This is a genomic window from Bacillus sp. 41-22 (assembly GCF_025809295.1).
GTDB classification, from domain to species: Bacteria; Bacillota; Bacilli; order Bacillales; family Bacillaceae_G; genus Bacillus_A; species Bacillus_A mycoides.
The window spans coordinates 3,566,119-3,589,836 of sequence record NZ_CP084035.1 but is presented as its reverse complement, the minus strand read 5'-3'; the positions used below and the strand labels follow the sequence as shown (position 1 = coordinate 3,589,836).

The window sequence follows — 23,718 nt, the reverse complement described above, 5'->3', positions numbered from 1 at the left end:
GAGTTGTTGCTTACTATAATTTATCTAGTGAAAAGGGATATTAAATTTTTTTAATGCATTGAGATGAGAATATGTGGATGTTTTTAAATTTTACTTCTATGCAATATTCCATATTTATGAAACATTATTTATTAAGTAGCTTATATTATATTCAATAAGTTTGATATAAAACAGAAAAAGAGAGGGATAAAAATGAGCAATAAGAAGTTTATTTTGAAATTATTCATATGTAGTACTATACTTAGCACATTTGTATTTGCTTTCAATGATAAGCAAGCAGTTGCTGCTAGCGCTGGTAATGGGCTTGAAAACTGGTCAAAATGGATGCAACCTATACCCGATAACGTACCGTTAGCACGAATTTCAATTCCAGGAACACATGATAGTGGAACGTTCAAGTTGCAAAATCCGATAAAGCAAGTATGGGGAATGACGCAAGAATATAATTTTCGTTACCAAATGGATCACGGAGCTAGAATTTTTGATATTAGAGGGCGTTTAACAGATGATAATACGATAGTTCTTCATCATGGGCCATTATATCTTTATGTAACATTGCATGAATTTATAAATGAAGCGAAACAATTTTTAAAAGATAATCCAAGTGAAACGATTATTATGTCTTTAAAAAAAGAGTATGAGGATATGAAAGGGGCAGAAGATTCATTTAGTAGTACGTTTGAAAAAAAATATTTTCCTGATCCTATCTTTTTAAAAACAGAAGGGAATATAAGACTTGGAGATGCTCGAGGAAAAATTGTGCTACTAAAAAGATACAGTGGTAGTAATGAATCTGGAGGATATAATAATTTTTATTGGCCAGATAATGAGACGTTTACGACAACTGTAAATCAAAATGTAAATGTAACAGTACAAGATAAATATAAAGTGAGTTATGATGAGAAAGTAAAATCTATTAAAGATACGATAAATGAAACGATTAACAACAGTGAAGATTGTAATCATCTATATATTAATTTTACAAGCTTGTCTTCTGGTGGTACAGCATGGAATAGTCCATATTATTATGCGTCCTACATAAATCCTGAAATTGCAAACTATATGAAGCAAAAGAATCCTACGAGAGTGGGCTGGGTAATTCAAGATTATATAAATGAAAAATGGTCCCCAATACTTTATGAAGAAGTTATAAGAGCGAATAAGTCACTTGTAAAAGAGTAAAGATTGTCATAGTAAGAAGCGATGAAATACATCGCTTCTTTTTTGTTTTCTAAAAATTAACATCAAATATAGCTTTACATATCGTACGTTCATGATAGAAAAAAATCGAAACTTAAGCTATAATTACTACATATAAAATTTGTACCTATAAATTTTATATGTAGTAATGAATTTGATTTATTGTAATGAAACGGAGGTATATATTATGAAGTTTCCACATGATTTTTTATTCGGGGCTGCTTCAGCTTCTTATCAAGTAGAAGGTGCATGGAATGAGGATGGAAAAGGTGTTACGAATTGGGATGAGTTTTCAAAAATTCCTGGCAAAACATACGATGGAACAAATGGTGATATAGCGGTTGATCATTATCATCGATATAAGGAAGATGTTCGTTTAATGGCTGAGATGGGATTGGAATCGTATCGTTTTTCGATTTCTTGGGCGAGAATATTGCCGACTGGAGATGGAGAGGTAAATGAAAAAGGAATTGAATTTTATAACAATTTAATTGATGAATGTTTAAAGTACGGGATTGTACCGTTTGCCACTTTATATCATTGGGATCTACCATTACCGTTAGAAAAAGATGGTGGGTGGACGAATAAACGAACAGCAGAGGCTTTTGTAAAGTATGCAGAAATTTGCTTTAAGGCATTTGGTGATAGAGTGAAACATTGGATTACTTTTAATGAAACAGTAATGTTTTGTGGATTAGGCTATTTAAAAGGTGCACATCCACCAGGAATACAAAATGATGTTCCAAAGTATTTTCAAGCGACTCATTATGTATTTTATGCGCATGCGAAAACAGTTGCGGTGTACAAGCAGCTGAAACAGTATGGGGAGATTGGGATTACACATGTTTTCTTACCTGCTTATAGTGTGGATGATCAAAAAGAAAATATACTAGCAGCAAATCATGCGAATGAATATGAAACGTACTGGTACTACGATTCAGTTTTAAAAGGTGAGTATCCGTCTTATGTTGTACAACAATTAAAGGAAAATGGGTGGACTCCTAATTGGACGGTTGAAGAATTAGAAATCATTAAACAAAATGCTGAAAAAAATGATTTTATTGGCTTGAATTATTATCAGCCAATACGAGTAGAAAGATATGATATGGATATAAAGAGCGAGGAGCATTCTCGAGAAAACTCAACACTTGCTCCAGGTAATCCTTCTTTCGATGGTTTTTATCGAACAGTAAAAATGGATGATAAAACATATACCAAATGGGGGTGGGAAATATCTCCCGAAGGTTTCTTAGATGGATTGCATATGTTGAAAGCGCGTTACGGTGACATAAAGATGTATGTAACGGAAAATGGACTTGGTGATGAAGATCCAATCATTGACGGAGAAATTGTAGATGTTCCGCGAATTAAATTTATTGAAGAGCATTTAAAAGTAATGAAGCGTGCAATTCAAGAGGGAATTAATTTAAAAGGTTATTATGCATGGTCAGTTATTGATTTATTAAGTTGGTTAAATGGATATAAAAAGCAATATGGCTTTATTTTTGTCGATCATAATGATAACTTAAAACGTAAGAAGAAACTTTCGTTTCATTGGTATAAACATGTGATCGAAACGAGAGGAGAAGAGTTATAACAGATAAAAGAGTATTTTAGGAGAAAGTGTATGAGTGCAAAGTATAAACAAATTGCAGATGTGTTAGAGCAAAACATTCGAGATGGGCTTTTTAATGAAACGAAAAAATTACCTACAGAAGAAGCGTTGATGAATCGATTTGAAGTAAGCCGTAATACGATACGTAAAGTAATTAGTCAGCTTGTGAATAGAGGTTATATTTTTCAAGTGCAAGGTAGTGGTATGTTTTTACGTGAAACTTCTGTAACAGATTACATTAATTTAGGAAGTTTACGTGGATTAACGAAAAATCTCGTTTCACAAAATATTGAAACGAAAGTGCTAGAGATTGAAGTAATAGAGGCAAATGAAGAGATAGTAGAACGGATGCAATGCGAGATTGGAACTAGGTTATATTTCTTGAAGCGCGTAAGAATTGTAGATGGGAAACCATTCTCTATTGAAGTAAGTTATTTCAAAAAAGATATCATTCCTTATTTGAATGAAGAAATAGCATTAAGTTCTGTATACAGTTATTTCATTGAGGATTTACGATTAAATATTGGCTTTGCCGATAAAGTTATTAGTTGTGAAAAAATAAATAAAGAAAATGCAAAGCTTTTAGAACTAAATGAAGGTGATCCAGCGCTTCTTATTGAAAATACAGTTTATCTTGTAAATGGAACAATTTTTGAGCTATCTCAATCAATGTTTCATTATGAAAAGACCAAACTTTTAAATCGAATTAATTTTAATTGAAAATGAATATAAGTAGCCTTGTAAAAAAGCAACTGGTCCTAAGTGAGCAGTTGCTTTTTATTTTTAAAGTGGATGAGCAAAAAAACACAAAAGTGGTTGGTCCGTTTTTTACAAACTTCTATTATGATAAGAGAAGAAAGGTAGTATTTTATTCATGCTTTAAAATAGACTGGCCTTAGAGAGGTGGAAGACAATGAGTTTTGCGATTTCACTAGTTGTTATTATTGTAGTTGTATCACTATTTGGGACCGTACTAGTCGCACGAAATGTAGAAGAGAATTACGGTAAGTCTACAAAGAGGAATGTAAAAAACTTATCTGCTATCTATATCATTCTTCTTTTAGGGCTTCTTGTGGGAGTTACTTGGTATGCGGTCGTTATTTTATAGAGTGTGTATATGATGAAGGAGTTAATGCATTGATGAAAAATGAGCGCCATGTTTTAGTTGTTTTCCCGCATCCAGATGATGAGTCGTATTGTGTGGCTGGCACAATTTTGGCTTATACGGAGCAGAAAGTCCCTCTTACCTATGTTTGCTTAACACTTGGTGAAATGGGGAGAGCGATGGGGAATCCACCTTTTGCAACTCGTGAATCTTTATATACAATTAGAGAGAAAGAGTTAAAGCGAGCTACAAATATTTTAGGGATTGAAGATTTACGTATGATGGGATATCGTGATAAAACTCTTGAATTTGAAGAGCCTGGAAAATTAAGAAGCTTGATTCAAAACTGTATTGAAGAATTGAATCCTTCTGTAGTTATTTCTTTCTATCCTGGGTATGCAGTTCATCCGGATCACGATGCAACAGGGGAAGCAGTAGTAGAGGTCTTAGCTAATATTTCGGAAAGTAAACGACCAGCCTTTTATGCTGTAGCTTTTTCGAAAAATCATGAAGACGAAATAGGACCTCCAGATTTTAAAAATGAAGTGAAAAAATATGTTTCGAAAAAATTGGAAGCATTACGAGCACATGCATCACAATTTACAACTAAAGTGGATGAGCTGGAAAGGGAGTATGAAGACGGTATTTCAGGCACAGTTGAGTGGTTAGAAAGAGAACCGTTTTGGATATATTCATTCAAAGATAAAAATATGTGATGCTACATCTGAAGGTGATGAATATGTATTTTGAATATAAGAATCGAAAGATTTTTTACAATATAGAAGGATCGGGTCCTGTCATATTGTTTTTACACGGTCTTGGAGGAAATTCGAATAATTGGTTATATCAAAGAAAATACTTCAAGAAGACATGGACCGTAATCTCACTCGATTTACCTGGGCATGGGAAATCCGAAGGGATGGAAATTAGTTTTAAAGAATATTCAGATGTTTTATATGAGTTATGTAATCATTTAAAGCTAAAATCAGTAACAATTTGTGGTCTTTCAAAAGGAGCTAGAGTGGGTATCGATTTTGCTATTCAATATCCACGTTTTATTTCTAGCTTAATTGTTGTAAATGCATTTCCCTATTTAGAACCGGCAGATCGTAAAGAACGACTTGAAGTATATGATTTACTTAGCTTGCAGGATAAAGGGAAAACTTGGGCTGATACGTTATTGAGAGCAATGGGAGTAGAAGATAATGATGCAATTGTCCGAGGATTTCATCAATCCCTACAAATGATTCATCCGACGCATATTCAAAGGCTATTCGCTGAATTAGTTGATTACGATCAAAGACCATACCTCTCTAACATTGCATGTCCTGCATTAATAATACGAGGAGAGAATGATTATTTTGTTCCGGAAAAATATGTGAGAGTTTTTGAAAAACACCTGAGAAACGTGACCTTCGTTGAGTTGAGAAATAGTGGGCACTTGCCTTATTTAGAACAGCCTACTAGCTTTAATGTGACGGTAGAGGCATTTTTAAATCATGCGCTTGATTAATACCATTTTTGCAGTGAATACTGTTATTAATGAGTTCAGGGCACCAGCTTGGAGAGGAGGGAACTAAATGGAATGGCAACCGAATCGTGAAGATAAGATACCAGTTTATAAACAAATTGCTGATTACATTGAAAGAGGCATTTCTACCGGTGAATTCCCTTCTGATAGAAAATTACCTTCCGAGCGTATGTTAGCACAGAATTTACAAGTGAACCGGAGTACGGTCGTAGCTGCTTATGAGGAATTGAAATCACTTGGGGTAGTAGAACGGAAAAAAGGAAGCGGCACTCGGGTGAATACAGATATATGGGGTGTGTCACATAAACGAATACCGAACTGGGGTAGGTACGTTGAGGATGGATCGTTCTTACCTAATGTACCACTTGTTCAACAAATTCGAACGGAAACACAAAAAGATGATTTAATCAATTTAGCGAGTGGTGAATTGTCATCAGATTTAATTCCGAGTGATAGATTTCGAACAATTTTGTCGGAGAAAACATTTATGGGAAATCTCGGTTATGACCATCCGCTTGGAAATGAAATGTTGCGAAAAACCATTGCGGCACATGTCGAGCAATATAAACAAATAGAAGCAGATTCAAGCTCTATTCTTATTACATCTGGAGCTCAGCAAGCACTTAATCTTATCGTTCAATGTTTGTTAAAGCCTGGAGATGCGATTGCAATTGAGGATCCCTCCTATTGTTATTCACTTCCGATGTTTAAATCAGCAGGTTTAAAAATATTCCGTTTACCAGTTGATCAGCATGGTATGAATCCAGATGACTTAATCGATTTGCACAAAAAGCATCGCATTCGTATGGTGTTTTTAAATCCGGATTATCAAAATCCAACTGGAACGGTACTTTCATTGGCAAGACGTAAAAAGGTTTTAGAACTATCTTCTGAATTTGGTATACCGATTGTAGAAGATGATCCGTATAGTTTGACTTCTTTTAATGGAGAAGTGAATCCAACATTGAAATCAATGGATCAAAATGGGAATGTTCTTTATGTGAGCTCATTATCAAAAATTGTTGCATCAGGATTACGTATTGGTTGGGTAATTGGCCCCACGCGCGTAATTGAGAGATTGGCAGATGCGAAGCAGCAAGTTGATTTCGGTCATAGTGTATTTACACAGTGGGTAGCGAACCAATTTTTAGAATCTGAGGATTTTCATACGCATATTACGTTGCTTCGTGGACAACTGAAACAAAGAAGAGATGAGTTAATTAGAAAGCTTGAAGAAATATTAGGGGATCAGATTGAATTTTTTGTTCCTGAGGGCGGAATACATTTATGGTGCAAAGTGCAAGGAACGTTTGATGAATATCATTTACTAGGTGAATCTATACAAAATGGTGTAGCATTTGTCCCAGGAAGCGTCCTAGGTTCGAAAAGTGAATATGTCCGATTTACTTTTGGCAGAGCGAATGTAGAACAAATTCAGCTTGGAGTTACAAGGTTTGCGGAAACATTAAATGAGATTTCATAATAGTGAAGCGTAATATGGAAATGAGGGAAAGAAATGAAGTACGTGACGCTTTTACTTCAAGTAGGCGTGCTATATGTGTTTAGCTTAGCTGGTACGTGGATTCAAGGAGTATTCCATCTGTCGATGCCAGGAAGTTTAATAGGGATGTTAATATTGTTTCTACTCCTTTCTACTCGTATTTTTCCATTAAAGTGGTTTGAGGTAGGGGCAGAAAAGTTAATAGTATTTTTACCGTTATTTCTAATTCCTTCGACAACAGGATTAATGGAATATGGATCTTTTCTTTTAAGTAAGGGGAGTGTTATATTCCTTTTAGTAGTTGCAAGTACGGTAGTAACATTGATTGTTTCAGGGTATGTAAGTCAATTATTAGTAACATCAAAAAAATAAAATCGACAAGGTGCACGATTCAAATGGTCTTAATTATTATTACTGTAGTAATTTATTTATTGGCGACAAAGTTATATAAAAAATTTACGTCTCCATTTACGTTACCGGTATTAACAGTTACAGCAATTATGATTTGCTTATTTTTGATATTTGGTATTTCTCATCATGAGTATAAGGAAAATGGGGGAGACATTCTTTCAGGTTTTTTGAGTCCTGCAATTGTAGCGTTAGCCATACCTCTATTTAAAGAGCGAGAGATACTTATGAAAAACTTTTTAGCGATACTAATCGGCGTAGTGATAGGTATAGTGGCTTTAACGAGTATGAATGTAGTGATTGGTGGAATTTTAAATATAGATAAGGAACTTATATTAACAACTTTACCACAATTAGCGACAATGCCTATTGCCATTTCATTAGCGGATCAAATTGGTGGCATTCCATCTATGACTTCTAGTTTTGTAGTTGTTGCAGGAATAACAGGTGCTATTATCGGACCGACAGTACTTAAATTTTTCCGAATAACAAGTACGATTGGAAAAGGAGTGGGGATGGGCTGTGCATCACATATTATTGGTGTGAGCCGTCTAGTGAAAGAAGGAGAGAAAGAGGCAACTATCGGTTCGGTAACGATGATTGTAACAGGGATACTTATTAGTATATTAGTACCTTATGGAGTGAAATTTTTATTTTGAAAATTAATGAATCGTAATAAGGAGCATAACACTACTCATTTTAGAGCGTAATGGAGATGATTAAAATGACAACATGGTTTATAGTTACATTATTTATTTTTGGTGCTCTTAAAGTACTAGTTTCTAGTATGCCAACTTCTGTTGTAGAATCAATTATTAGTAGATTTGAGTTACACCAAAAACTTGATGAGGAAAATACTACTGTAACGGTAGATGGGGAAAGTATAGAAGGAGAAATGAAACTTCAAGTTATTCATGAATTTAACGAGGCTTTATTTTTAGATAAACATTATTTTCCGCCGCAAGGGAATGGTACACCGATAGTCATGGAGACGAAGAAAGGAAAAAGAGAGATTAGATTTTCTATATATAGCTACGAGGAACACGTTGATGTAGTAAAGCAATATAAGAAGAAAGTAGTTGCATATCGTTTGCGATCAAAAAGCCTTCAAAGTCGTTCAGTAGCAGTGACTGAAGATTATGCTTAAGGAGAGACCGTTATTATAACGGTCTCTTTATTTTTGCATCCAAGTATATAATTTCCAAATAAGAGAAAAGAAAATGATATATCCAAATAAAGAATAAGCATGATGCCAATTCCCGTTATGTACAAATAAACCTAACCGCTCAGCAACTTGTTCAAAAATACTAGCACAAAGCCCTATTAAAATAATAAATATAGTTCTAGAAACTGCAGATAATGTTTTTGAAATTTGTATGAAAATGATTGTTAAAATTGGTAGCACAAACAACGTAAAGCCTATGTTAACTGAAAATATAGATGAGAAAGGTCTAACTGGAAAGGAATATATTTGTGTATGCACAAAGAAAGCATCTAAGCAAGTTCCAATAATAGAAGAAAGTAAGACTGTAACTAATAATGCTAAAAAATCATTCTTCTTCTCGAAGGAGGACATTTTTCTTTGCGAGAATTGCGAGTTCAATTTTTTCGAGTGTTTTGCAGTAGTCTTCTGTAATTTTTCCATTTATATTTTCCTCCTTATCAACTAAATAATTTACAACTTGCCAATCGTTAAACCAATCTTCATTTTCAACTTCTTCATGTTTCATATCCCGCCATGCATAGATGAGTGCAGGGCTGTATATACGATACGCGTCACTACGTAACTGGCATTTCTTTATTCGGCGTTTATAAAACTCACGTGAAAAAGATTCATTTACACTAGAAAATAAATGAGGCCAGTAATCTTTTCTTGAGCCTGTATGTGGATGGTGATGGACCCAGTTTATTATTTGAGATAAAATATGTGTATCCCGAAATAACAATGAATACAACCGTTTTCCAAGTGAAATTCGTTCATGCAAAGAAGTGAAATGTTTCATTGTATCACCAAATAGTAATACTTTTTGCTTTTTATCATTTTCGTAAAATGGGAAAAGGATATGATTAAACTGAAAAAAATCAAAGAGTTTAAATCCAATACTATTTAATACAGTCTTTTTAAAGTGTGCATTTTGAATAACTCTTTTTTCTAAGTAGTTTTGTTCATTAATAATAGTTGCGATCGCTAATGTTTTTTTGTTACCTGTTTTCCAAAAATCGTTCCACATTGTTTCCATAAATGTAGAAACATTTAAGTGAGTGAGAAGGTGAAATAGCTTTTTTGATTTTTTTACACTTTGCTCATATAGTAAAAATTGAGGATATACATCTTGGAAAATGAGCCAATTTCCTCTTTCTAAAAAAGAGAAAAATGTAATTTGATCTTTCTCGGATAAAAGCCTCGTATATAAATCTCCCTTTAAATCTGTCATATTCCAGCCACCGTTACGTGATACGATATGCCCAAGTAGTGCCCAATGTATTTCTGGATATTGAATGTAAAATTGGTAGTATGCACGTGTTCTTGTGACGTTATTTTTATTTAGTTCTTTTGTCTGAGCTTTAATTTTATCGATGATAAGTTGCTCTTCTTTCGTTAATTTATATATGGTAACAGAAGAGATGAGATCGCTTTTTTGTTGTAACTCGTTTTTCACGTCGAATAGGGAGAGAGGGAGTGCTTTTGAGAATTCTTTAGATGTATTGTTTGAATTGCTTTGGTACATTCCATTACCTCCCTTTTCTATGAGTTTAAATGTGGTATTGGTTATGAATCATTCCATTTATCTCGCTATTAACGAGCAGTAAGACTCCCATCTCTAAAGTCGGCTAAAGCAAAGAAGTTAGGTGAGGGTGGGGCTGCTCGTAAAAGCCCGACTGATTCAACTAATAATCAGTCGGGGATGGACAAAATCCCCACTAATTAAAGTTTCACTTTATTTTATTACGAGCATAAGAAATAAATGAGCGGTGTTTTTTAAACCAGTAATATAGTTATCATTCAAACAGTATAAAGAAAATCTAATTGCTAAGAAGTGAAATGAAAAACAGAAACTATTAAAAAATAGTTTCTGTTTTTTTATTTTGTCAATTAAATGTAACAAACGACGATTATGATTTGAATCAATTGAAAATAATTCAATAACCTTAATAAATACAATTTGAATTGAAATATATGGTAGGAGGAAAAGGAATGCTTAATAAAATAATTTTAATTACTGGTGGTACAGGTTCGTGGGGACATGAACTTATAAAACAACTATTAGAAAAATCACCGAAAGAAATTAGAGTTTTTTCAAGGAATGAAACGGTTCAGTTTGAAATGCAGCAACAGTTTATAAATGAAGAGAGATTGAAATTTATTATTGGAGATATTCGTGATAAAGAGCAACTAGTATATGCTTGCCAAGGTGTACATTATGTATTTCATCTTGCAGCTTTAAAGCATGTTCCAGTATGTGAATATTATCCTTATGAAGCTATAAAAACAAATATACATGGTACGCAAAATGTAATTGAAGCATCTATCCAGAATCAAGTTGAGAAAGTTATATATGTTTCAACTGATAAAGCGGCCGATCCATCAAATACGTATGGGATGACAAAAGCAATTGGTGAAAAATTAATGGTTCATGCGAATGTGCAAACGAAGAAAACAAAATTCATTTGTGTTCGTGGCGGAAATGTTTTAGGAACGAGTGGAAGTGTGGTACCGCTTTTTAAAAAGCAAATTAAGCAATCTTCAAAAGTAGGGATTACCGATGCAAATATGACTAGATTTTTCTTAACCATTGAAGATGCTGTTGGATTGTTATTTAAAGCAGCATCTGAAGGAAGAGGAGGAGAAATCTTTGTTATGAAAATGCCAGCATGTAAAATAACGGATTTAGCAAGAATATTGATTGAAGATTCAAAAAAAGAAAACGTGAAGATAAAAGAGGTAGGGATAAGACCTGGTGAAAAATTAAGTGAAATGCTTTTATCTGAGGTAGAGAGTAAAACAAGTATTAGTTTTGATCAAAATTATTTTGTGGTACTACCGACTATTCCTATAGAAGGACTTCAAGAATATTATGCTAGTTATCCGCTTGTGGATGTGAAGAGTTTTAGTTCTCAACAAGACTTACTTACAAAACATGAGGTGAAACAAATGTTAGAAAAAGGAGGGTTTTTACGATGAAAAGAAATGCGAGCCTTTTAATAACTGGTGCAAATGGCTTCACAGGACGTCATGCTTGCCAATATTTTTTAGAGCAGGGCTTTCATGTAATTCCTATGTTTCAAAATCGTTCACATAGAGAAAAAATCGAAAATGGTATTACTTGTGATTTAACAAATAAGAGTGAAGTAATGAAGGTAATTAAACAAATAAAACCAGACTATGTATTGCATTTAGCAGGAAGAAACTCAGTTAATGAGTCTTGGACAGCTTCTCTGGAATATATAGAGATTAACGTAATAGGGACTTTATATTTATTAGAAGCCATTAAGCAGGAAGCCTCGCATTGTAAAACATTAGTTATAGGATCTGCATTGCAAGCAGATAGTATGAAAAACATAAAAGTTTCAAATCCATATAGTTTAAGTAAAACTATGCAAGTCATTATTGCGGAGGCTTGGGGCGGATTAATGGATTCAAATATTATCATTGCAAAGCCCTCAAATTTAATTGGTCCAGGAGTATCGAATGGTGTTTGTTCAATTCTCGCAAAAAAAATGATAGATATAGAATCAGGTAGAAGTAAAGCGATTATTGAAGTAAACAGTTTGAAAGATAGTAGAGACTTTCTAGATGTACGTGATGCAGTTAAAGCGTATCATGTGTTATTACGTGATGGTATAAATGGAAAACAATATAATATTGGATCAGGAGTAAAACGCTCTTTATTAGATGTATTGGAACAATATAAAGGATTAACACAGTTGAATTTTACTATAAAAGAAACAGAGAATAGTGAGAGCGGCTCAAATGAAAGTTTAGTATTAGAGGATATAAAAAAGTTAGGTTGGGTTCCAGAAATCCCATTTCAGCAATCATTAAAAGATGTACTTGAGTATGCGAAGTGTAGTGACATCTGCATTTAATGAAAAATATAAAAGGATGTAAGAAATATATGAATTGTTATGAGACTATAAATAATCAAAATATGCTATCGCTTTCGATTGTTGATACGCTGGATTGGAAAGATGAAGAAGAACACGTTTTGCGCATCTATGAGGCGATAAATACATGTCGAGCATATGTGGAAAAGGTTAATCGAAACCCCAAAACAATATATACAGGAACTAGGCCTGTAATCCAAGTCTTTACTCAGTATGAATGTAGTGAGTATGGAAATGATTTTTATGAACTCATCAAAGATCTTTTGCAAGACATAGGTCTGGAGTTAAAGATTTATATAAATCATAGTAAGTTAATGTACATTTGAAAGATTACTATAAAGCTAGACTTTTAATGATAAAGGTGGGATATAAGCTATGAATAAAACGATTCTCTTTACTGGGGGCGGTACAGCCGGACACGTAATGATTAATATGGTATTGATTCCTAAATTTATAGAAAAAGGATGGGGAGTTGAGTATATTGGATCTCAAAATGGAATTGAAAAATTATTAGTTCAAAATGTTAAGTACAATAGTATTTCAACGGGGAAGCTCCGGAGATATTGGGATTGGGAGAACTTTAAAGATCCTTTTAAAATTATAAAAGGCTGCTTACAAAGTTATAAATTAATTAAGAAAATAAAGCCTGACGTTATCTTTTCTGCAGGAGGATTTGTTTCAGTTCCTGTAGTTGTAGGGGCATGGTTAAATAGTGTACCTATCGTAATACGTGAACCAGATAGCACGTTAGGACTTGCAAATAAAATAGCATTACCTTTTGCTACAAAACTATGCACAACATTTCCTCATACAGGGAAGAATGTAAGTAATGAGAAAAAGGTTTATGTAGGACCAATTGTAAGGGAAGAAATTGAGAGAGGTAACGTATTACGAGGAAGAAGGTATTGTGAATTTCAGCAAGATAAGCCAGTATTGTTAATAATGGGTGGGAGTCAAGGTGCTAAGTGGATAAATGATATGGTAAGGAAAAGTTTAGATACATTATTATTAAGTTTTAATATTGTTCATATGTGTGGTAAAGGGAAGGTGGATCCTTCTATCGGAATGGAAGGTTATATGCAATTTGAATATATAGGAGAAGAGTTGCCACATATACTGAATATGGCAAGTGTTGTAGTTTCCAGAGCGGGTTCTACTGCTATTTCTGAATTGTTATTTTTGAAGAAACCGATGTTGCTTATTCCGTTAACTAATGGTTCCAGTAGAGGGGATCAAGTTTTAAATGCTGACTATTTTTCTAGGCAAGGGTATGCGGAAGTATTACTTCAAGATAGAATAAGCACCAGTACATTTACAGATGTGGTAAATAAGTTGTATGTAAATAAGGAGAGATATATTCAAAACATGAATGGATTTAAGAAAACAAATGAGGAGGGAATTCATCAATTAATAGATTTAATAAATGAAGTAGTTAAATAATAAAAAAAGGAAAGAAATTATTTTCTTTCCTTTTTACTATAGTTGTTCAAATTCATTATTACCTATAACGATTACATTCAGTATAGAGTTATATGCATTTTGATTTACTATGGACGAATACCGTTTTCTAACAGCTTAGTAAATGCATTGGCATAAATAGGTTTACTGTAATAGTAACCTTGAATAAACTGACATTTATTTTTTTGAAGGAAATTTACGTGTTCTTTCGTTTCTACGCCTTCAGCAATGACGGACATTCCTAATGTATTTGCTAATGTGATGATTGTTTTAATGATTTCCATTCCATCTTCACACGTTTCAGACATTGTAATAAATTCTCTTGGGATTTTTAACGTATCGATTGGATATAAAGGTAAGTAGGCTAGGGAAGAATAGCCTGTACCAAAGTCGTCGATTGAAATGTGAATCCCTAAACTTTTTAGTGTACGCAGTTTTATCAATGTTTCTCTCTCATCCATCATTGCAATTCGTTCTGTTAATTCTAAATCAAGGGAACTTGCTGGTAAGCCTGTAGTTGCTAAAGTAGAAGAAATAGATTTTACAAATCCTTCTTGTTCAAATTCTTTAGCAGATAAATTTACCCCTATTTTTAAATGCGAATATCCGAGTGCATGCCAACGTTTCATTTGCTCACAAGCCTGCTGTAATGTCCATTTTCCTATTGGAATAATTTGTAGTGTTTCTTCTGCAATCGGAATAAACTCGTATGGAGAAATAACACCTAATTCAGGATGATTCCACCTGATTAAAGCTTCTGCACCGATAATTTTATTAGATTCACTATCAACTTGAGGTTGATACAAAAGGAACAATTCTTCATTTTGTATTGCGTTTGGTAAATCTTTTTCTAATCGTAATCGTCTTTCGATTTTTTTAGCGATTACATCGTCATAAATAGAGACAGAGTTAAGCTCTTTTGCCTTTGCATCATACATTGCAACATTAGCGTTTTTCAGAAGTGTAGCGGTATCGATTCCGGAATGTGGATAAATGGAGATACCGATACTCAGTGATAAAGTTAATTTATGCTCATGTATGACAAACGGCTTTTCCATGCTTTCAAATAATTGGTTACATAACTCGAATAAGGAATATTCGTCAGTATAGTTTTCAATTAAGATTGTAAACTCATCACCACCGATTCTTGACAGATGAGTATGTGATGGAAGACATGATTGGAATCGCTTTGCTACTTCTTCTAATATGTAATCACCTGACGAATGTCCAAGTGTATCGTTAATTACTTTAAAGCGATCTAAATCTAAATATAATAATGCAAACTCACTTTGTGTTGTTTGAGCATTTTTTATAAATTTTCTTAGCTTCCTATGGAAAAAGGATCGATTCCCAATTTTCGTTACAGTATCGTGGAATGCTAAATATTTTATTTCTTCTTGTTGTTTTTTTAGTGCGGTAATATCCTTTACCATAATATAGCTTCCTGAAATTTGTCCATCTATCATAATAGGAACGATGGTAACGTATAAAAAATAAGTAAAGCCATCTTTATATTGAGAACTAAGTTGTAAGGATGCTGATTCTTGTTGTTTAACTTTTTCTAATGCAGATATCAGTTTATGTTTATCTGCATCTAAAATAATAGAAAAACATGTCTCACCAAGTAACTCGTTCGTTGGTGCTCCAAGTAGTATACTTCCTGCTTTATTTACATTTAAGAATATTCCATTTAAATCAATCGTAAAAATGGGATCAGGATGATATTCATATAATGATTTGAATTTTTGTTGTTTCTGAGATAGGGCCTCTGATTTATGGACTAAATCAGAAGTTCTTAAAGTAACTTTTTCTTCTAGTTGAGCATTAAATACTTGTAAACGTTTTGTTAGGGTGTCGTTTTGCATACGCACAATAGAATGGCGAATAAGTACGAAAACAAAAGCGATACAATTTCCTGTAATGAGAGTTGAAGACGATGTTTGTTCTTTTAATGTAAACCCGATTAGTATTGCAACAGCAAGATAGGGAAATACGACTAAAACTTTCTTTCCTAGTATAGGGTTTACAATGAAATAATTTTTATGGCTATTATCATCTTCTGAAATAGACCCAGCTATTGCGATAAGCAATATAGGTATTCTATATAAAAGACGTAAAAATGTTATAGTGTCAGTTGATAAATGGGTATTTAAGTAAAAATAAATATAGTTAAAAGTTGCAGAACTAATTAATACAAAAATAAAGATATAAATTTTCCGCTTGGACTTAAAAATTGTTGGGCGGAAAAAGAGACTAACACCTAGTAGAAGAAATAATAGATCTGCAATTGGATATAGAAATGAAAGGAAAATATCTGCGAGTGAAAGTGAGAATATATTTAAATTTGGCTGATTAAATAAATACCATTCTAATGTGAATATGGAAGTAAGTACTATACATATATCACAAATAAAGAAAGCTTTTTCCCATTTATTGCATTCTTTTAAGATCTTATAGCAAAAAGCGATAAGGCAGAAGAATAGAAAAAACATGTAAAATACATCAGAAATAGTAAAATGATGTATTGGAAGTTCGAAAAAGGTATCTTGATACGTATATACTACTTTTCCTAATAAAAAACTACCAATTGCAATTGTAATACATATCCAAAAAGGATTTGAACTAACTTTTTTAGAGTATATAGAGTAAATTAGCGATATAAATGTAATGACTTCAACGATGAGTGAAGCGAAGCGTACATTGAAATTTGAAAAATTAGTAGGGAACAGAAAGAAAAACATAAAATAGATTGAATAGCATATTAATGTTGTGATTAATATACATAGCTGTAAATTTTTATTTAATTTCAAAAAAATCACCTTCTTTAAGTATGTACTATATTCGTAATATCTATACGTAATAATATTACTTAAGGATTGTATCAGATTTCCTTATAAAAAGCATGCTTATAAGGAAAAAAACAAGAGTGCAATAATTCTTGAAAATGAAAAAACACTACATTTAATGATTTTTAGTGTATCAAGATTTTAGATGGGAATTGTATATTTAGTCATCCAGTATATTTTAAAGGTTTTTTAGTGCTTTGCAAGTGGAGATGCAAATTTGCATATAAAATGATGGGATTTTCTTTCTAGGTGAGTTTTTGATTGTTATAGGCTAGTAAGGAACACCTTTGTATGTATCTATCTATTTTCATACTAATGAGGGATTTCAAAAATGTTTTAAGAATATACAATAAAATATAGTCATTCATTACGTTTTTAGTATGGGAGGAAAAGCATGAAAAATTGGGTGAAGTTTCGAATAGCACGTCCAACAGATAAGTTTGAAGAGGTTATAGCATTCTATGAAAAAGGATTAGGTTTAAAGCGTATAGGTGAATTTTACGGTCATGAAGGTTACGATGGCGTCATGTTTGGACTACCAGATGAAGAATATCATTTAGAATTTACAAGATATATAGATGGGAGCCCATGTCCAGCTCCAACAAAAGATAACTTACTTGTATTTTACATGCGAGAAGATAGTGAAATGAAAAAAGTGAGTAAAAGGCTGCATACAATGGGGTATGGTGAAGTAGAACCAGAAAATCCGTATTGGAAAGAAAAGGGGATAACGATAGAAGATCCGGATGGTTGGAGAATTGTATTGATGAAAATAGAAGAATGAGGTGTGGCGAAACTAGAGGAGAAAGGCGTTTCGAGTTTTGATAGTGTAAAAGAAAATATATATAAGCTTCCTTGAAGGGGATAAAATCAAGGGGAAGCTTTTTTATGAATTTATCTGAAAATTAACATTTGATAATTTGTTCTGGAAAGATATGAAATAAGAACGTATATTCTTATGGGTTGATAGTCATGTCTTTAAAGAGGGATATAGAAAAGGGAGGAATTATGAATACATATATCTATATGGTTAGGCATGGTGAATCGCCAAAATTAGAAGGAAATGAAAGAACACGTGGATTAACTGAGAAGGGAATTTTAGATGCTCAAAGAATAACTGAGATATTAGAAACAGAGGGAATTAATACTTTCATTTCAAGTCCGTATAAGAGGGCTATGTTAACGATAGAAGAGTCAGCGAATCTCCATGAAAAAGAAATGTTAGTATATGAAGGTCTTAAAGAGTGTAAGTTTTCAAATGAAAATAAAATTATATCGGATAAGGAAGTGTACCCACTTGTAAAGGAGATGTTTTTTAATCCAGAATATGCACTGACGGATGGAGAGTCATATGCGGATTGTCAGCGAAGAGTAGTGAGAGTGTTAAAAGAAATATTAATGAATTTTCAAGGACATAAAATTGTAATTGGTACACATGGGCTTGTAATGACACTAATGATGAACTATTTTGATAATCAATATGGACTTGAATTTTTAATGAATACATCCAAACCGGATATATATAAGCTAGAATTTAAAGAAGAGCAATTAATGAATGTAGAGAGATTATGGAGAGAAGAATGAAATGGGGTATATGGAGTGTGTTTTAAAAATTACTTTTAAAACACACTCTTTTGCATTAAGTTGAGTTTTAAATATTTTCACTAATACGTTCTTTGTTTTTGTTATTTAAAGTATGTAAGAGTTTTTGAAATACCTTAAATGAATGCTGGAATATTGGACTTTGAATAAAAGTGTATAGAAAAGTTACGATAAAAACAGGACCTCCTAGCATGTATCCAATGACTAGTACAAAGCATTCTACAATAATTCGAGCACGGCTAATAGATAACCCAGTTTTGTCAGAAATGGTAAGCATGAATCCATCGCGGGGTCCAGCACCAATGCCAGCCGCAACGTACATGCCGCCCCCAATGCCTGTAATTGCAATACCAGAAAATAAAATGAGTAAGTTTATCCATAAATAATCACTAGCGTTTGGAAGGATTTTTGATTGTAAGAAAAAGTCCATAATAGGACCGATAAGTAGTGCATTTAAAAATGTGCCCACGTTTATATATTTTCGATCTACTAGTAAAGAGATAAGAACGAGACATAATCCACATATGACACTCCAAGTGCCAATTGTCCACCCCAATCGTTGGTAGAGAGCCATATTTAAAACTTCCCAAGGGTGTAAACCGAGGAATTTAACTTTGACTGCGAGAGCATTTCCAAGTCCAAAAAAAATTAATCCTAGGAAAAAAAGAAAATAGCGAAAGAGAGTTAGCCTCATCTTTAAAACCTCCCAATATATAATGATGTATATTACATGTTTGAATTTAAATGTACAAATGTTATGTCTTTTTATGATTTATTAAAAATGTAAATGGATATATATTTTCACAGTCAAAAAAGTTAAAATATTTCGTTATAAGGATTATAATAGAGAGAGAACTATAAAAGGAGTGAACGAATTTGAAACAAGAACTTATTGAAAGATTTACGAGATATGTAAAGATTGATACACAATCAAATGAAGAAAGTCATACAGTGCCTACAACACCAGGGCAAATTGAGTTTGGTAAGTTATTAGTGGAAGAGTTGAAAGAGATTGGGTTATCAGAAGTGACGATGGATGAAAATGGTTACGTAATGGCAACACTGCCTGCTAATACAGATAAGGATGTTCCTGTAATCGGCTTTTTAGCTCATTTAGACACAGCAACAGATTTTACAGGGGAAAACGTAAAACCACAAATTCATGAAAATTTTGATGGTAATGCGATTACGTTAAATGAAGAATTAAATGTTGTGTTAACACCTGAACAGTTCCCGGAATTACCATCATATAAAGGACATACAATTATTACAACTGATGGTACAACACTTCTTGGAGCAGATGATAAAGCTGGTCTTACAGAAATCATGGTCGCAATGAATTATTTAATACATAATCCGCAAATTAAGCATGGAAAAATAAGAGTAGCATTTACACCGGATGAAGAAATTGGCCGTGGACCATCGCATTTTGATGTAGAAGCGTTTGGTGCATCGTTTGCTTATACAATGGACGGAGGTCCATTAGGTGGTTTAGAATATGAGAGTTTTAACGCTGCAAGTGCCAAATTAACTTTTAGAGGGACAAATACACATCCTGGAACAGCGAAAAACAAAATGCGTAACGCAAGTAAACTCGCTATGGAATTCGATAGACAGTTACCAGTAGAAGAGGCGCCAGAATATACAGAGGGATATGAAGGGTTTTATCATTTACTCTCTTTAAATGGTGATGTCGAGCAAAGTAAAGCTTACTATATTATTCGAGATTTTGATCGTAATCATTTTGAAGCGCGTAAAAATAATATTAAAGATATTGTGAAAAACATGCAAGAGAAGTACGGCGAAGATGCAATCGTTTTAGAGATGAATGATCAGTATTATAATATGCTTGAAAAAATTGAACCGGTGAGAGAAATTGTTGATATTGCGTATGAGGCAATGAAAAGTTTAAATATTGAACCGAATATTCATCCAATTCGCGGTGGAACAGATGGATCGCAATTATCATATATGGGATTACCAACGCCAAATATTTTCACTGGTGGTGAAAACTATCACGGTAAATTTGAGTATGTTTCGGTAGATACTATGGAAAAAGCTGTTCAAGTAATTGTAGAAATCGCAAGACGATTTGAAGAACAAGCTTAAAAAGAGAACCAAGTAGTAATGAAGTGCTACTTGGTTCTTTTCTATAGTAAAAATACAAAGTGAAACTTGTTACAAGACGTTTGTAAAAGGGGGAAATGTTATGAGTGAAAATCAGTTTCATGGTTATATAGGGACATATACCAAAGCAGAGAGTAAGGGGATTTATAAATTTATACTTGATACGAACATCGGAGAACTTAAAGGGATTGAATTAGCAGCTCATATAGGAAGTCCGACATATGTAACGATTAGTCATAACAACGAGTACCTTTATTCTGTTGCGAAAGATAATGGGTTAGGTGGAATTGCTAGTTTTTCTATTCATAATAAATCCGGTAATCTAAATTCGATTAGCATGCAAGTTTTAGAAGGGGCATCGCCGTGCTATGTAAGTGTGAATCGGGAGAATAGTATAGTAGTAGCAGCTAATTATCATAAAGGAACAGTAGAGTCCTATTTAGTGAAAAAGGATAATGGAAGTTTAAATGCTGCTACGGTAATTGTAGAACATAAAGGGTCAGGACCAAATAAGGAAAGGCAAGAAAAGGCACATGCTCATTATATAGATTTTACTCCTGATGAAAAATATGTAGTAGCAGTTGATTTAGGAATAGACAAGGTGATTACATATAAAGAAAGTGATGGAGAACTAATAGAAGTTACACGGTTATCTGTAAAACATGGTAGTGGTCCAAGGCATCTTATATTTCATCCAAGTGCGCAGTATGCATATGTTATGACAGAATTAAGTTCAGAGATTATTGTACTTCAATATGATGCAAAGAGTGGCAGTTTTAAAGAAAAACAATACATTTCTACATTACCTGAAGATTTTAGAAAAGATAGTTACGGAAGTGCAATTCACATTTCTTCTGATGGCAAGTTTGTTTACGCAGCAAATAGGGGACATAATAGTATCGCGGTTTTCCGAGTGAATGAGCACAATGGAGAGCTCGCTTTTATTGAAACAGTATCGACAGAAGGGGATTGGCCACGTGATTTTTCTTTAGATCCGGATGGAAAATTTTTAATTGCAGCGAATGAAAGATCTAATACTTTGACTTTATTTGCTAGGGATGAAATGACAGGGGAGCTAACGCTTGTACAGACGGACGTAAATGTTCCAGAGCCAGTATGTGTGAAGTTTTTACATGTGAAAAAATAGATAGGTTTCCCTATCTATTTTTTATTAGGAAATTTTAATATAGCACCCGCCACAAATAAAAAGTCGCGTAAGACTCCCAATTTGTCCAATTTGATGCAAATTCTTTTATTTCATTTTTAGTCGGTTTCTTTTCGGAACCTGTTATAAATTTAATTGCATTATGCAAACCAACATCATCAATTGGAAAAGCTGAAGGGAATCGTAAGCAACGCATCAAAACATAGTGAGCTGTCCATGGCCCTATACCGCGAATGCTAGTTAATTGTTTTTCAGCTTGCTTCACATCTTGTATTTGTAATAGAGATTCTTTTGATAATTTACTTTCTGTAATGAGCTGCGCGACGTCAATTAAGTATTCGCACTTTCTTGTAGTCATTTTTAATGTTGCGAGATCTTCTACATCTAAATTTGCTATTACTTCAGGTGATGGGAATATCCAATGTTTTCTACCGTTCCAATCTACATAATCACCAAAATTTTCGACTAATCTTCTTTTTAGAGTATAGGCATATGTGAGGTTGATTTGTTGACCTAGAATCCCCCAGCATAGTGCTTCAAATAAATCCGGAATTCCCAAAGTACGAAGACCGTAAAATTCTTTAATGGGTTTTTGAAGGAGTGGGTCGTGTTTAGCTAATTTATAGAAGGGAGCTAAATCAGTAGTTAAATCAAACCACTCTTTTACATAGTTAGATACGGCATCGTGTGCCCATTTTTCAGAGACATATGATTCTCCTAAAAAACGTATTTGAATATTACTATCGGCATTCAAACCAATTTCAATTAATGGATTTATGTTTTGAACAGGAATGACTTTATAGATTTTATTGTTTTCAATATGAAACATACATTCATTTTTAGAACGCGATAGATAGCGTAAGTTTTCTTGAAAACTAAATTCTTTTGGAACGACTAAAGACAATATTTCATTACAATCCTCTGTCATATTTACTCCTCCCGAAGCGCTTCTAATTTGAGCAATTCTTTTTTCATTTCTAAACCACCTCTAAAACCGGTAAGTTTACCATTTTTCCCAATAACGCGGTGACAAGGAATAGTGATAAGCAGAGGATTTGCCCCAACGGCAGTCCCAACTGCACGTACAGCGTTAGGTTTTTGAATTCTTTCCGCAATCTCTGAATAAGAATGTGTCTCCCCATAAGGAATTTCACGTATCGTATTCCAAACAGCTAATTGAAATGCAGTTCCGTAAACATCGATAGGAATTGTAAAGGTTTCTAGTTTGGTTTCCAAATACTCGATAAGTTCTTTTGTGTATGTTTGCAGATAATCTGGATTTTGGATGAATGTATGTTGTGGCAGTTTTTTGCTAGCCCACGTATTTAGTTCTTCAAAAGTTTCATTTTGCGATCCGATGAAGCATAATCCATTTGAAGTAGCTGCAATATGCATACGCCAATGGTTATGAATAAGCAATGTCCAATATATAGTTTTATTTTCATATGGTTTCATTATTTCATACCTCTTTTATTCCGTTCTTTTTTCGATATTCAGTAGGGGTAAATCCTGTCTTCTTTTTAAATAAAGTCGCGAAATACTCCGGATTTTCTATCCCGACATCAGTACTAATTTCCATAATGGATTGATTTGTATGTGAAAGGTATTCTGTCGCTTTTTTAATTCTGAATTGCTGTATATATTCTATTGGACTAATCCCTACAATTTTCTTGAAAGTGCGTTGTAGATGATAAGGGCTACCATGGCATATTTCTGCGAGTAAGTCGAGGGTTAACACGTCACAATAATGTTTTTGGATATATTCTTTAATTTGCTCTACCCATTCTTCATTAGGTAAAGTTAGCCCGTTTGGTTTACAACGTTTACACGGACGAAAATTTTCATGTAATGCTTGCTCTGCCTTAAGAAAAATACGTACATTGTTTTTATTCGGTATTCTCGATTTACATGATGGTCGGCAAAAAATACCGGTTGATTTTACAGCGTAAAAGAATTTGTCATCATATGTGGAGTCATTATGAATAATTGCTTGCCAATACTCATTTGTTACTGTGAACTCTTCATTATGCACAGAACATCACCTCTGGCATTAG

The 23,718-nt window shown here is 33.4% G+C and carries 25 protein-coding genes; 18 read left to right on the top strand and 7 right to left on the bottom strand.

Annotation, left to right across the window (positions count from 1 at the left end):
• Nucleotides 1-192 precede the first annotated feature (192 nt).
• From LCF45_RS18255 to LCF45_RS18210, 10 genes are all read left to right on the top strand, one after another.
• Nucleotides 193-1,182: a phosphatidylinositol-specific phospholipase C gene (locus LCF45_RS18255; RefSeq protein ID WP_002128693.1), complete on the top strand. Its 990-nt coding sequence runs from the start codon at nucleotides 193-195 to the stop codon at nucleotides 1,180-1,182.
• 205 nt (nucleotides 1,183-1,387) lie between these two features.
• A complete protein-coding gene (locus tag LCF45_RS18250; RefSeq protein WP_002167763.1) occupies nucleotides 1,388-2,797 on the top strand; it encodes a glycoside hydrolase family 1 protein in 1,410 nt (469 codons plus the stop codon).
• Nucleotides 2,798-2,827: 30 nt separating this feature from the next.
• A complete protein-coding gene (locus LCF45_RS18245; protein WP_002088023.1) occupies nucleotides 2,828-3,535 on the top strand; it encodes a GntR family transcriptional regulator in 708 nt (235 codons plus the stop codon).
• A 193-nt stretch (nucleotides 3,536-3,728) separates the two neighbouring features.
• Nucleotides 3,729-3,923, top strand: coding sequence for a hypothetical protein (locus LCF45_RS18240; RefSeq protein ID WP_002014626.1), 195 nt, complete (start codon nucleotides 3,729-3,731; stop codon nucleotides 3,921-3,923).
• Between the two features lie 32 nt (nucleotides 3,924-3,955).
• Nucleotides 3,956-4,636: a bacillithiol biosynthesis deacetylase BshB2 gene (bshB2, locus tag LCF45_RS18235; RefSeq protein WP_002167764.1), complete on the top strand. Its 681-nt coding sequence runs from the start codon at nucleotides 3,956-3,958 to the stop codon at nucleotides 4,634-4,636.
• Complete coding sequence (locus LCF45_RS18230; RefSeq protein WP_263894891.1) at nucleotides 4,636-5,433, top strand: alpha/beta fold hydrolase; 798 nt, start codon at nucleotides 4,636-4,638, stop codon at nucleotides 5,431-5,433. Before bshB2 ends, LCF45_RS18230 begins: the two co-directional genes overlap by 1 nt.
• 67 nt (nucleotides 5,434-5,500) lie before the next feature.
• Nucleotides 5,501-6,934 carry a MocR-like pyridoxine biosynthesis transcription factor PdxR gene (locus LCF45_RS18225; protein ID WP_002033714.1) on the top strand — a complete coding sequence of 478 codons (1,434 nt, stop codon included), beginning with the start codon at nucleotides 5,501-5,503 and terminating at the stop codon, nucleotides 6,932-6,934.
• Nucleotides 6,935-6,967: 33 nt separating this feature from the next.
• A complete protein-coding gene (locus tag LCF45_RS18220) occupies nucleotides 6,968-7,324 on the top strand; it encodes a CidA/LrgA family holin-like protein (RefSeq protein ID WP_002014630.1) in 357 nt (118 codons plus the stop codon).
• Between the two features lie 23 nt (nucleotides 7,325-7,347).
• Nucleotides 7,348-8,019 (top strand): LrgB family protein, encoded by a 672-nt coding sequence (locus LCF45_RS18215; protein WP_002185096.1) that lies wholly within the window; start codon nucleotides 7,348-7,350, stop codon nucleotides 8,017-8,019.
• Nucleotides 8,020-8,084: 65 nt separating this feature from the next.
• Nucleotides 8,085-8,507, top strand: coding sequence for a YfmQ family protein (locus LCF45_RS18210; RefSeq protein ID WP_002088014.1), 423 nt, complete (start codon nucleotides 8,085-8,087; stop codon nucleotides 8,505-8,507).
• Between the two features lie 27 nt (nucleotides 8,508-8,534).
• On the opposite strand, the gene LCF45_RS18205 is transcribed toward LCF45_RS18210, so the two are convergent.
• Together LCF45_RS18205 and LCF45_RS18200 are read right to left on the bottom strand one after the other, a co-directional pair.
• The gene (locus tag LCF45_RS18205; RefSeq protein WP_002128679.1) at nucleotides 8,535-8,936 is read right to left on the bottom strand and encodes a CBO0543 family protein; all 402 of its coding nucleotides are present in this window, start codon (nucleotides 8,934-8,936) and stop codon (nucleotides 8,535-8,537) included.
• On the bottom strand, nucleotides 8,911-10,089 hold the full coding sequence (locus LCF45_RS18200) for a DUF2515 domain-containing protein (protein WP_002128677.1): 1,179 nt from the start codon (nucleotides 10,087-10,089) through the stop codon (nucleotides 8,911-8,913). Before LCF45_RS18200 ends, LCF45_RS18205 begins: the two co-directional genes overlap by 26 nt.
• A 467-nt stretch (nucleotides 10,090-10,556) precedes the next feature.
• On the opposite strand from LCF45_RS18200, the gene LCF45_RS18195 reads away from it, so the two are divergent.
• The 4 genes from LCF45_RS18195 to LCF45_RS18180 are packed head-to-tail and all read left to right on the top strand — an operon-like array spanning nucleotide 10,557 to nucleotide 13,906.
• Nucleotides 10,557-11,543: a UDP-N-acetylglucosamine 4,6-dehydratase family protein gene (locus LCF45_RS18195; protein ID WP_002142824.1), complete on the top strand. Its 987-nt coding sequence runs from the start codon at nucleotides 10,557-10,559 to the stop codon at nucleotides 11,541-11,543.
• Nucleotides 11,540-12,448, top strand: coding sequence for an SDR family oxidoreductase (locus LCF45_RS18190; protein WP_002128673.1), 909 nt, complete (start codon nucleotides 11,540-11,542; stop codon nucleotides 12,446-12,448). Before LCF45_RS18195 ends, LCF45_RS18190 begins: the two co-directional genes overlap by 4 nt.
• Nucleotides 12,448-12,792, top strand: a complete 345-nt coding sequence (locus LCF45_RS18185; RefSeq protein ID WP_170935245.1) for a DUF6572 domain-containing protein — start codon at nucleotides 12,448-12,450, stop codon at nucleotides 12,790-12,792. The genes LCF45_RS18190 and LCF45_RS18185 overlap by 1 nt, the downstream gene beginning before the upstream one ends.
• Before the next feature lie 49 nt (nucleotides 12,793-12,841).
• On the top strand, nucleotides 12,842-13,906 hold the full coding sequence (locus tag LCF45_RS18180) for an undecaprenyldiphospho-muramoylpentapeptide beta-N-acetylglucosaminyltransferase (RefSeq protein WP_002128671.1): 1,065 nt from the start codon (nucleotides 12,842-12,844) through the stop codon (nucleotides 13,904-13,906).
• A gap of 107 nt (nucleotides 13,907-14,013) precedes the next feature.
• Here LCF45_RS18180 and LCF45_RS18175 read toward each other — a convergent pair whose 3' ends face one another.
• Nucleotides 14,014-16,734, bottom strand: coding sequence for a putative bifunctional diguanylate cyclase/phosphodiesterase (locus tag LCF45_RS18175; RefSeq protein WP_002128670.1), 2,721 nt, complete (start codon nucleotides 16,732-16,734; stop codon nucleotides 14,014-14,016).
• Nucleotides 16,735-17,164: 430 nt separating this feature from the next.
• On the opposite strand from LCF45_RS18175, the gene LCF45_RS18170 reads away from it, so the two are divergent.
• The gene (locus LCF45_RS18170) at nucleotides 17,165-17,554 is read left to right on the top strand and encodes a VOC family protein (protein ID WP_002014647.1); all 390 of its coding nucleotides are present in this window, start codon (nucleotides 17,165-17,167) and stop codon (nucleotides 17,552-17,554) included.
• 224 nt (nucleotides 17,555-17,778) lie between these two features.
• Nucleotides 17,779-18,354, top strand: a complete 576-nt coding sequence (locus LCF45_RS18165; protein ID WP_002128669.1) for a histidine phosphatase family protein — start codon at nucleotides 17,779-17,781, stop codon at nucleotides 18,352-18,354.
• 67 nt (nucleotides 18,355-18,421) lie between these two features.
• Here LCF45_RS18165 and LCF45_RS18160 read toward each other — a convergent pair whose 3' ends face one another.
• Nucleotides 18,422-19,066: a YczE/YyaS/YitT family protein gene (locus LCF45_RS18160; protein WP_263893100.1), complete on the bottom strand. Its 645-nt coding sequence runs from the start codon at nucleotides 19,064-19,066 to the stop codon at nucleotides 18,422-18,424.
• A gap of 182 nt (nucleotides 19,067-19,248) precedes the next feature.
• Between LCF45_RS18160 and pepT the strand changes: the two genes are divergently transcribed.
• Nucleotides 19,249-20,481 carry a peptidase T gene (gene pepT, locus LCF45_RS18155; protein ID WP_002128664.1) on the top strand — a complete coding sequence of 411 codons (1,233 nt, stop codon included), beginning with the start codon at nucleotides 19,249-19,251 and terminating at the stop codon, nucleotides 20,479-20,481.
• A 100-nt stretch (nucleotides 20,482-20,581) separates the two neighbouring features.
• Complete coding sequence (locus tag LCF45_RS18150; protein ID WP_002128663.1) at nucleotides 20,582-21,646, top strand: lactonase family protein; 1,065 nt, start codon at nucleotides 20,582-20,584, stop codon at nucleotides 21,644-21,646.
• A 34-nt stretch (nucleotides 21,647-21,680) separates the two neighbouring features.
• On the opposite strand, the gene LCF45_RS18145 is transcribed toward LCF45_RS18150, so the two are convergent.
• The 3 genes from LCF45_RS18145 to LCF45_RS18135 are packed head-to-tail and all read right to left on the bottom strand — an operon-like array spanning nucleotide 21,681 to nucleotide 23,696.
• Nucleotides 21,681-22,592 carry a DNA-3-methyladenine glycosylase 2 gene (locus tag LCF45_RS18145; protein WP_078206844.1) on the bottom strand — a complete coding sequence of 304 codons (912 nt, stop codon included), beginning with the start codon at nucleotides 22,590-22,592 and terminating at the stop codon, nucleotides 21,681-21,683.
• Nucleotides 22,593-22,594: 2 nt separating this feature from the next.
• The gene (locus LCF45_RS18140; protein WP_263893098.1) at nucleotides 22,595-23,119 is read right to left on the bottom strand and encodes a methylated-DNA--[protein]-cysteine S-methyltransferase; all 525 of its coding nucleotides are present in this window, start codon (nucleotides 23,117-23,119) and stop codon (nucleotides 22,595-22,597) included.
• A gap of 4 nt (nucleotides 23,120-23,123) precedes the next feature.
• Nucleotides 23,124-23,696, bottom strand: a complete 573-nt coding sequence (locus tag LCF45_RS18135; RefSeq protein ID WP_002014656.1) for a bifunctional transcriptional activator/DNA repair enzyme AdaA — start codon at nucleotides 23,694-23,696, stop codon at nucleotides 23,124-23,126.
• Between the last annotated feature and the right edge of the window lie 22 nt (nucleotides 23,697-23,718).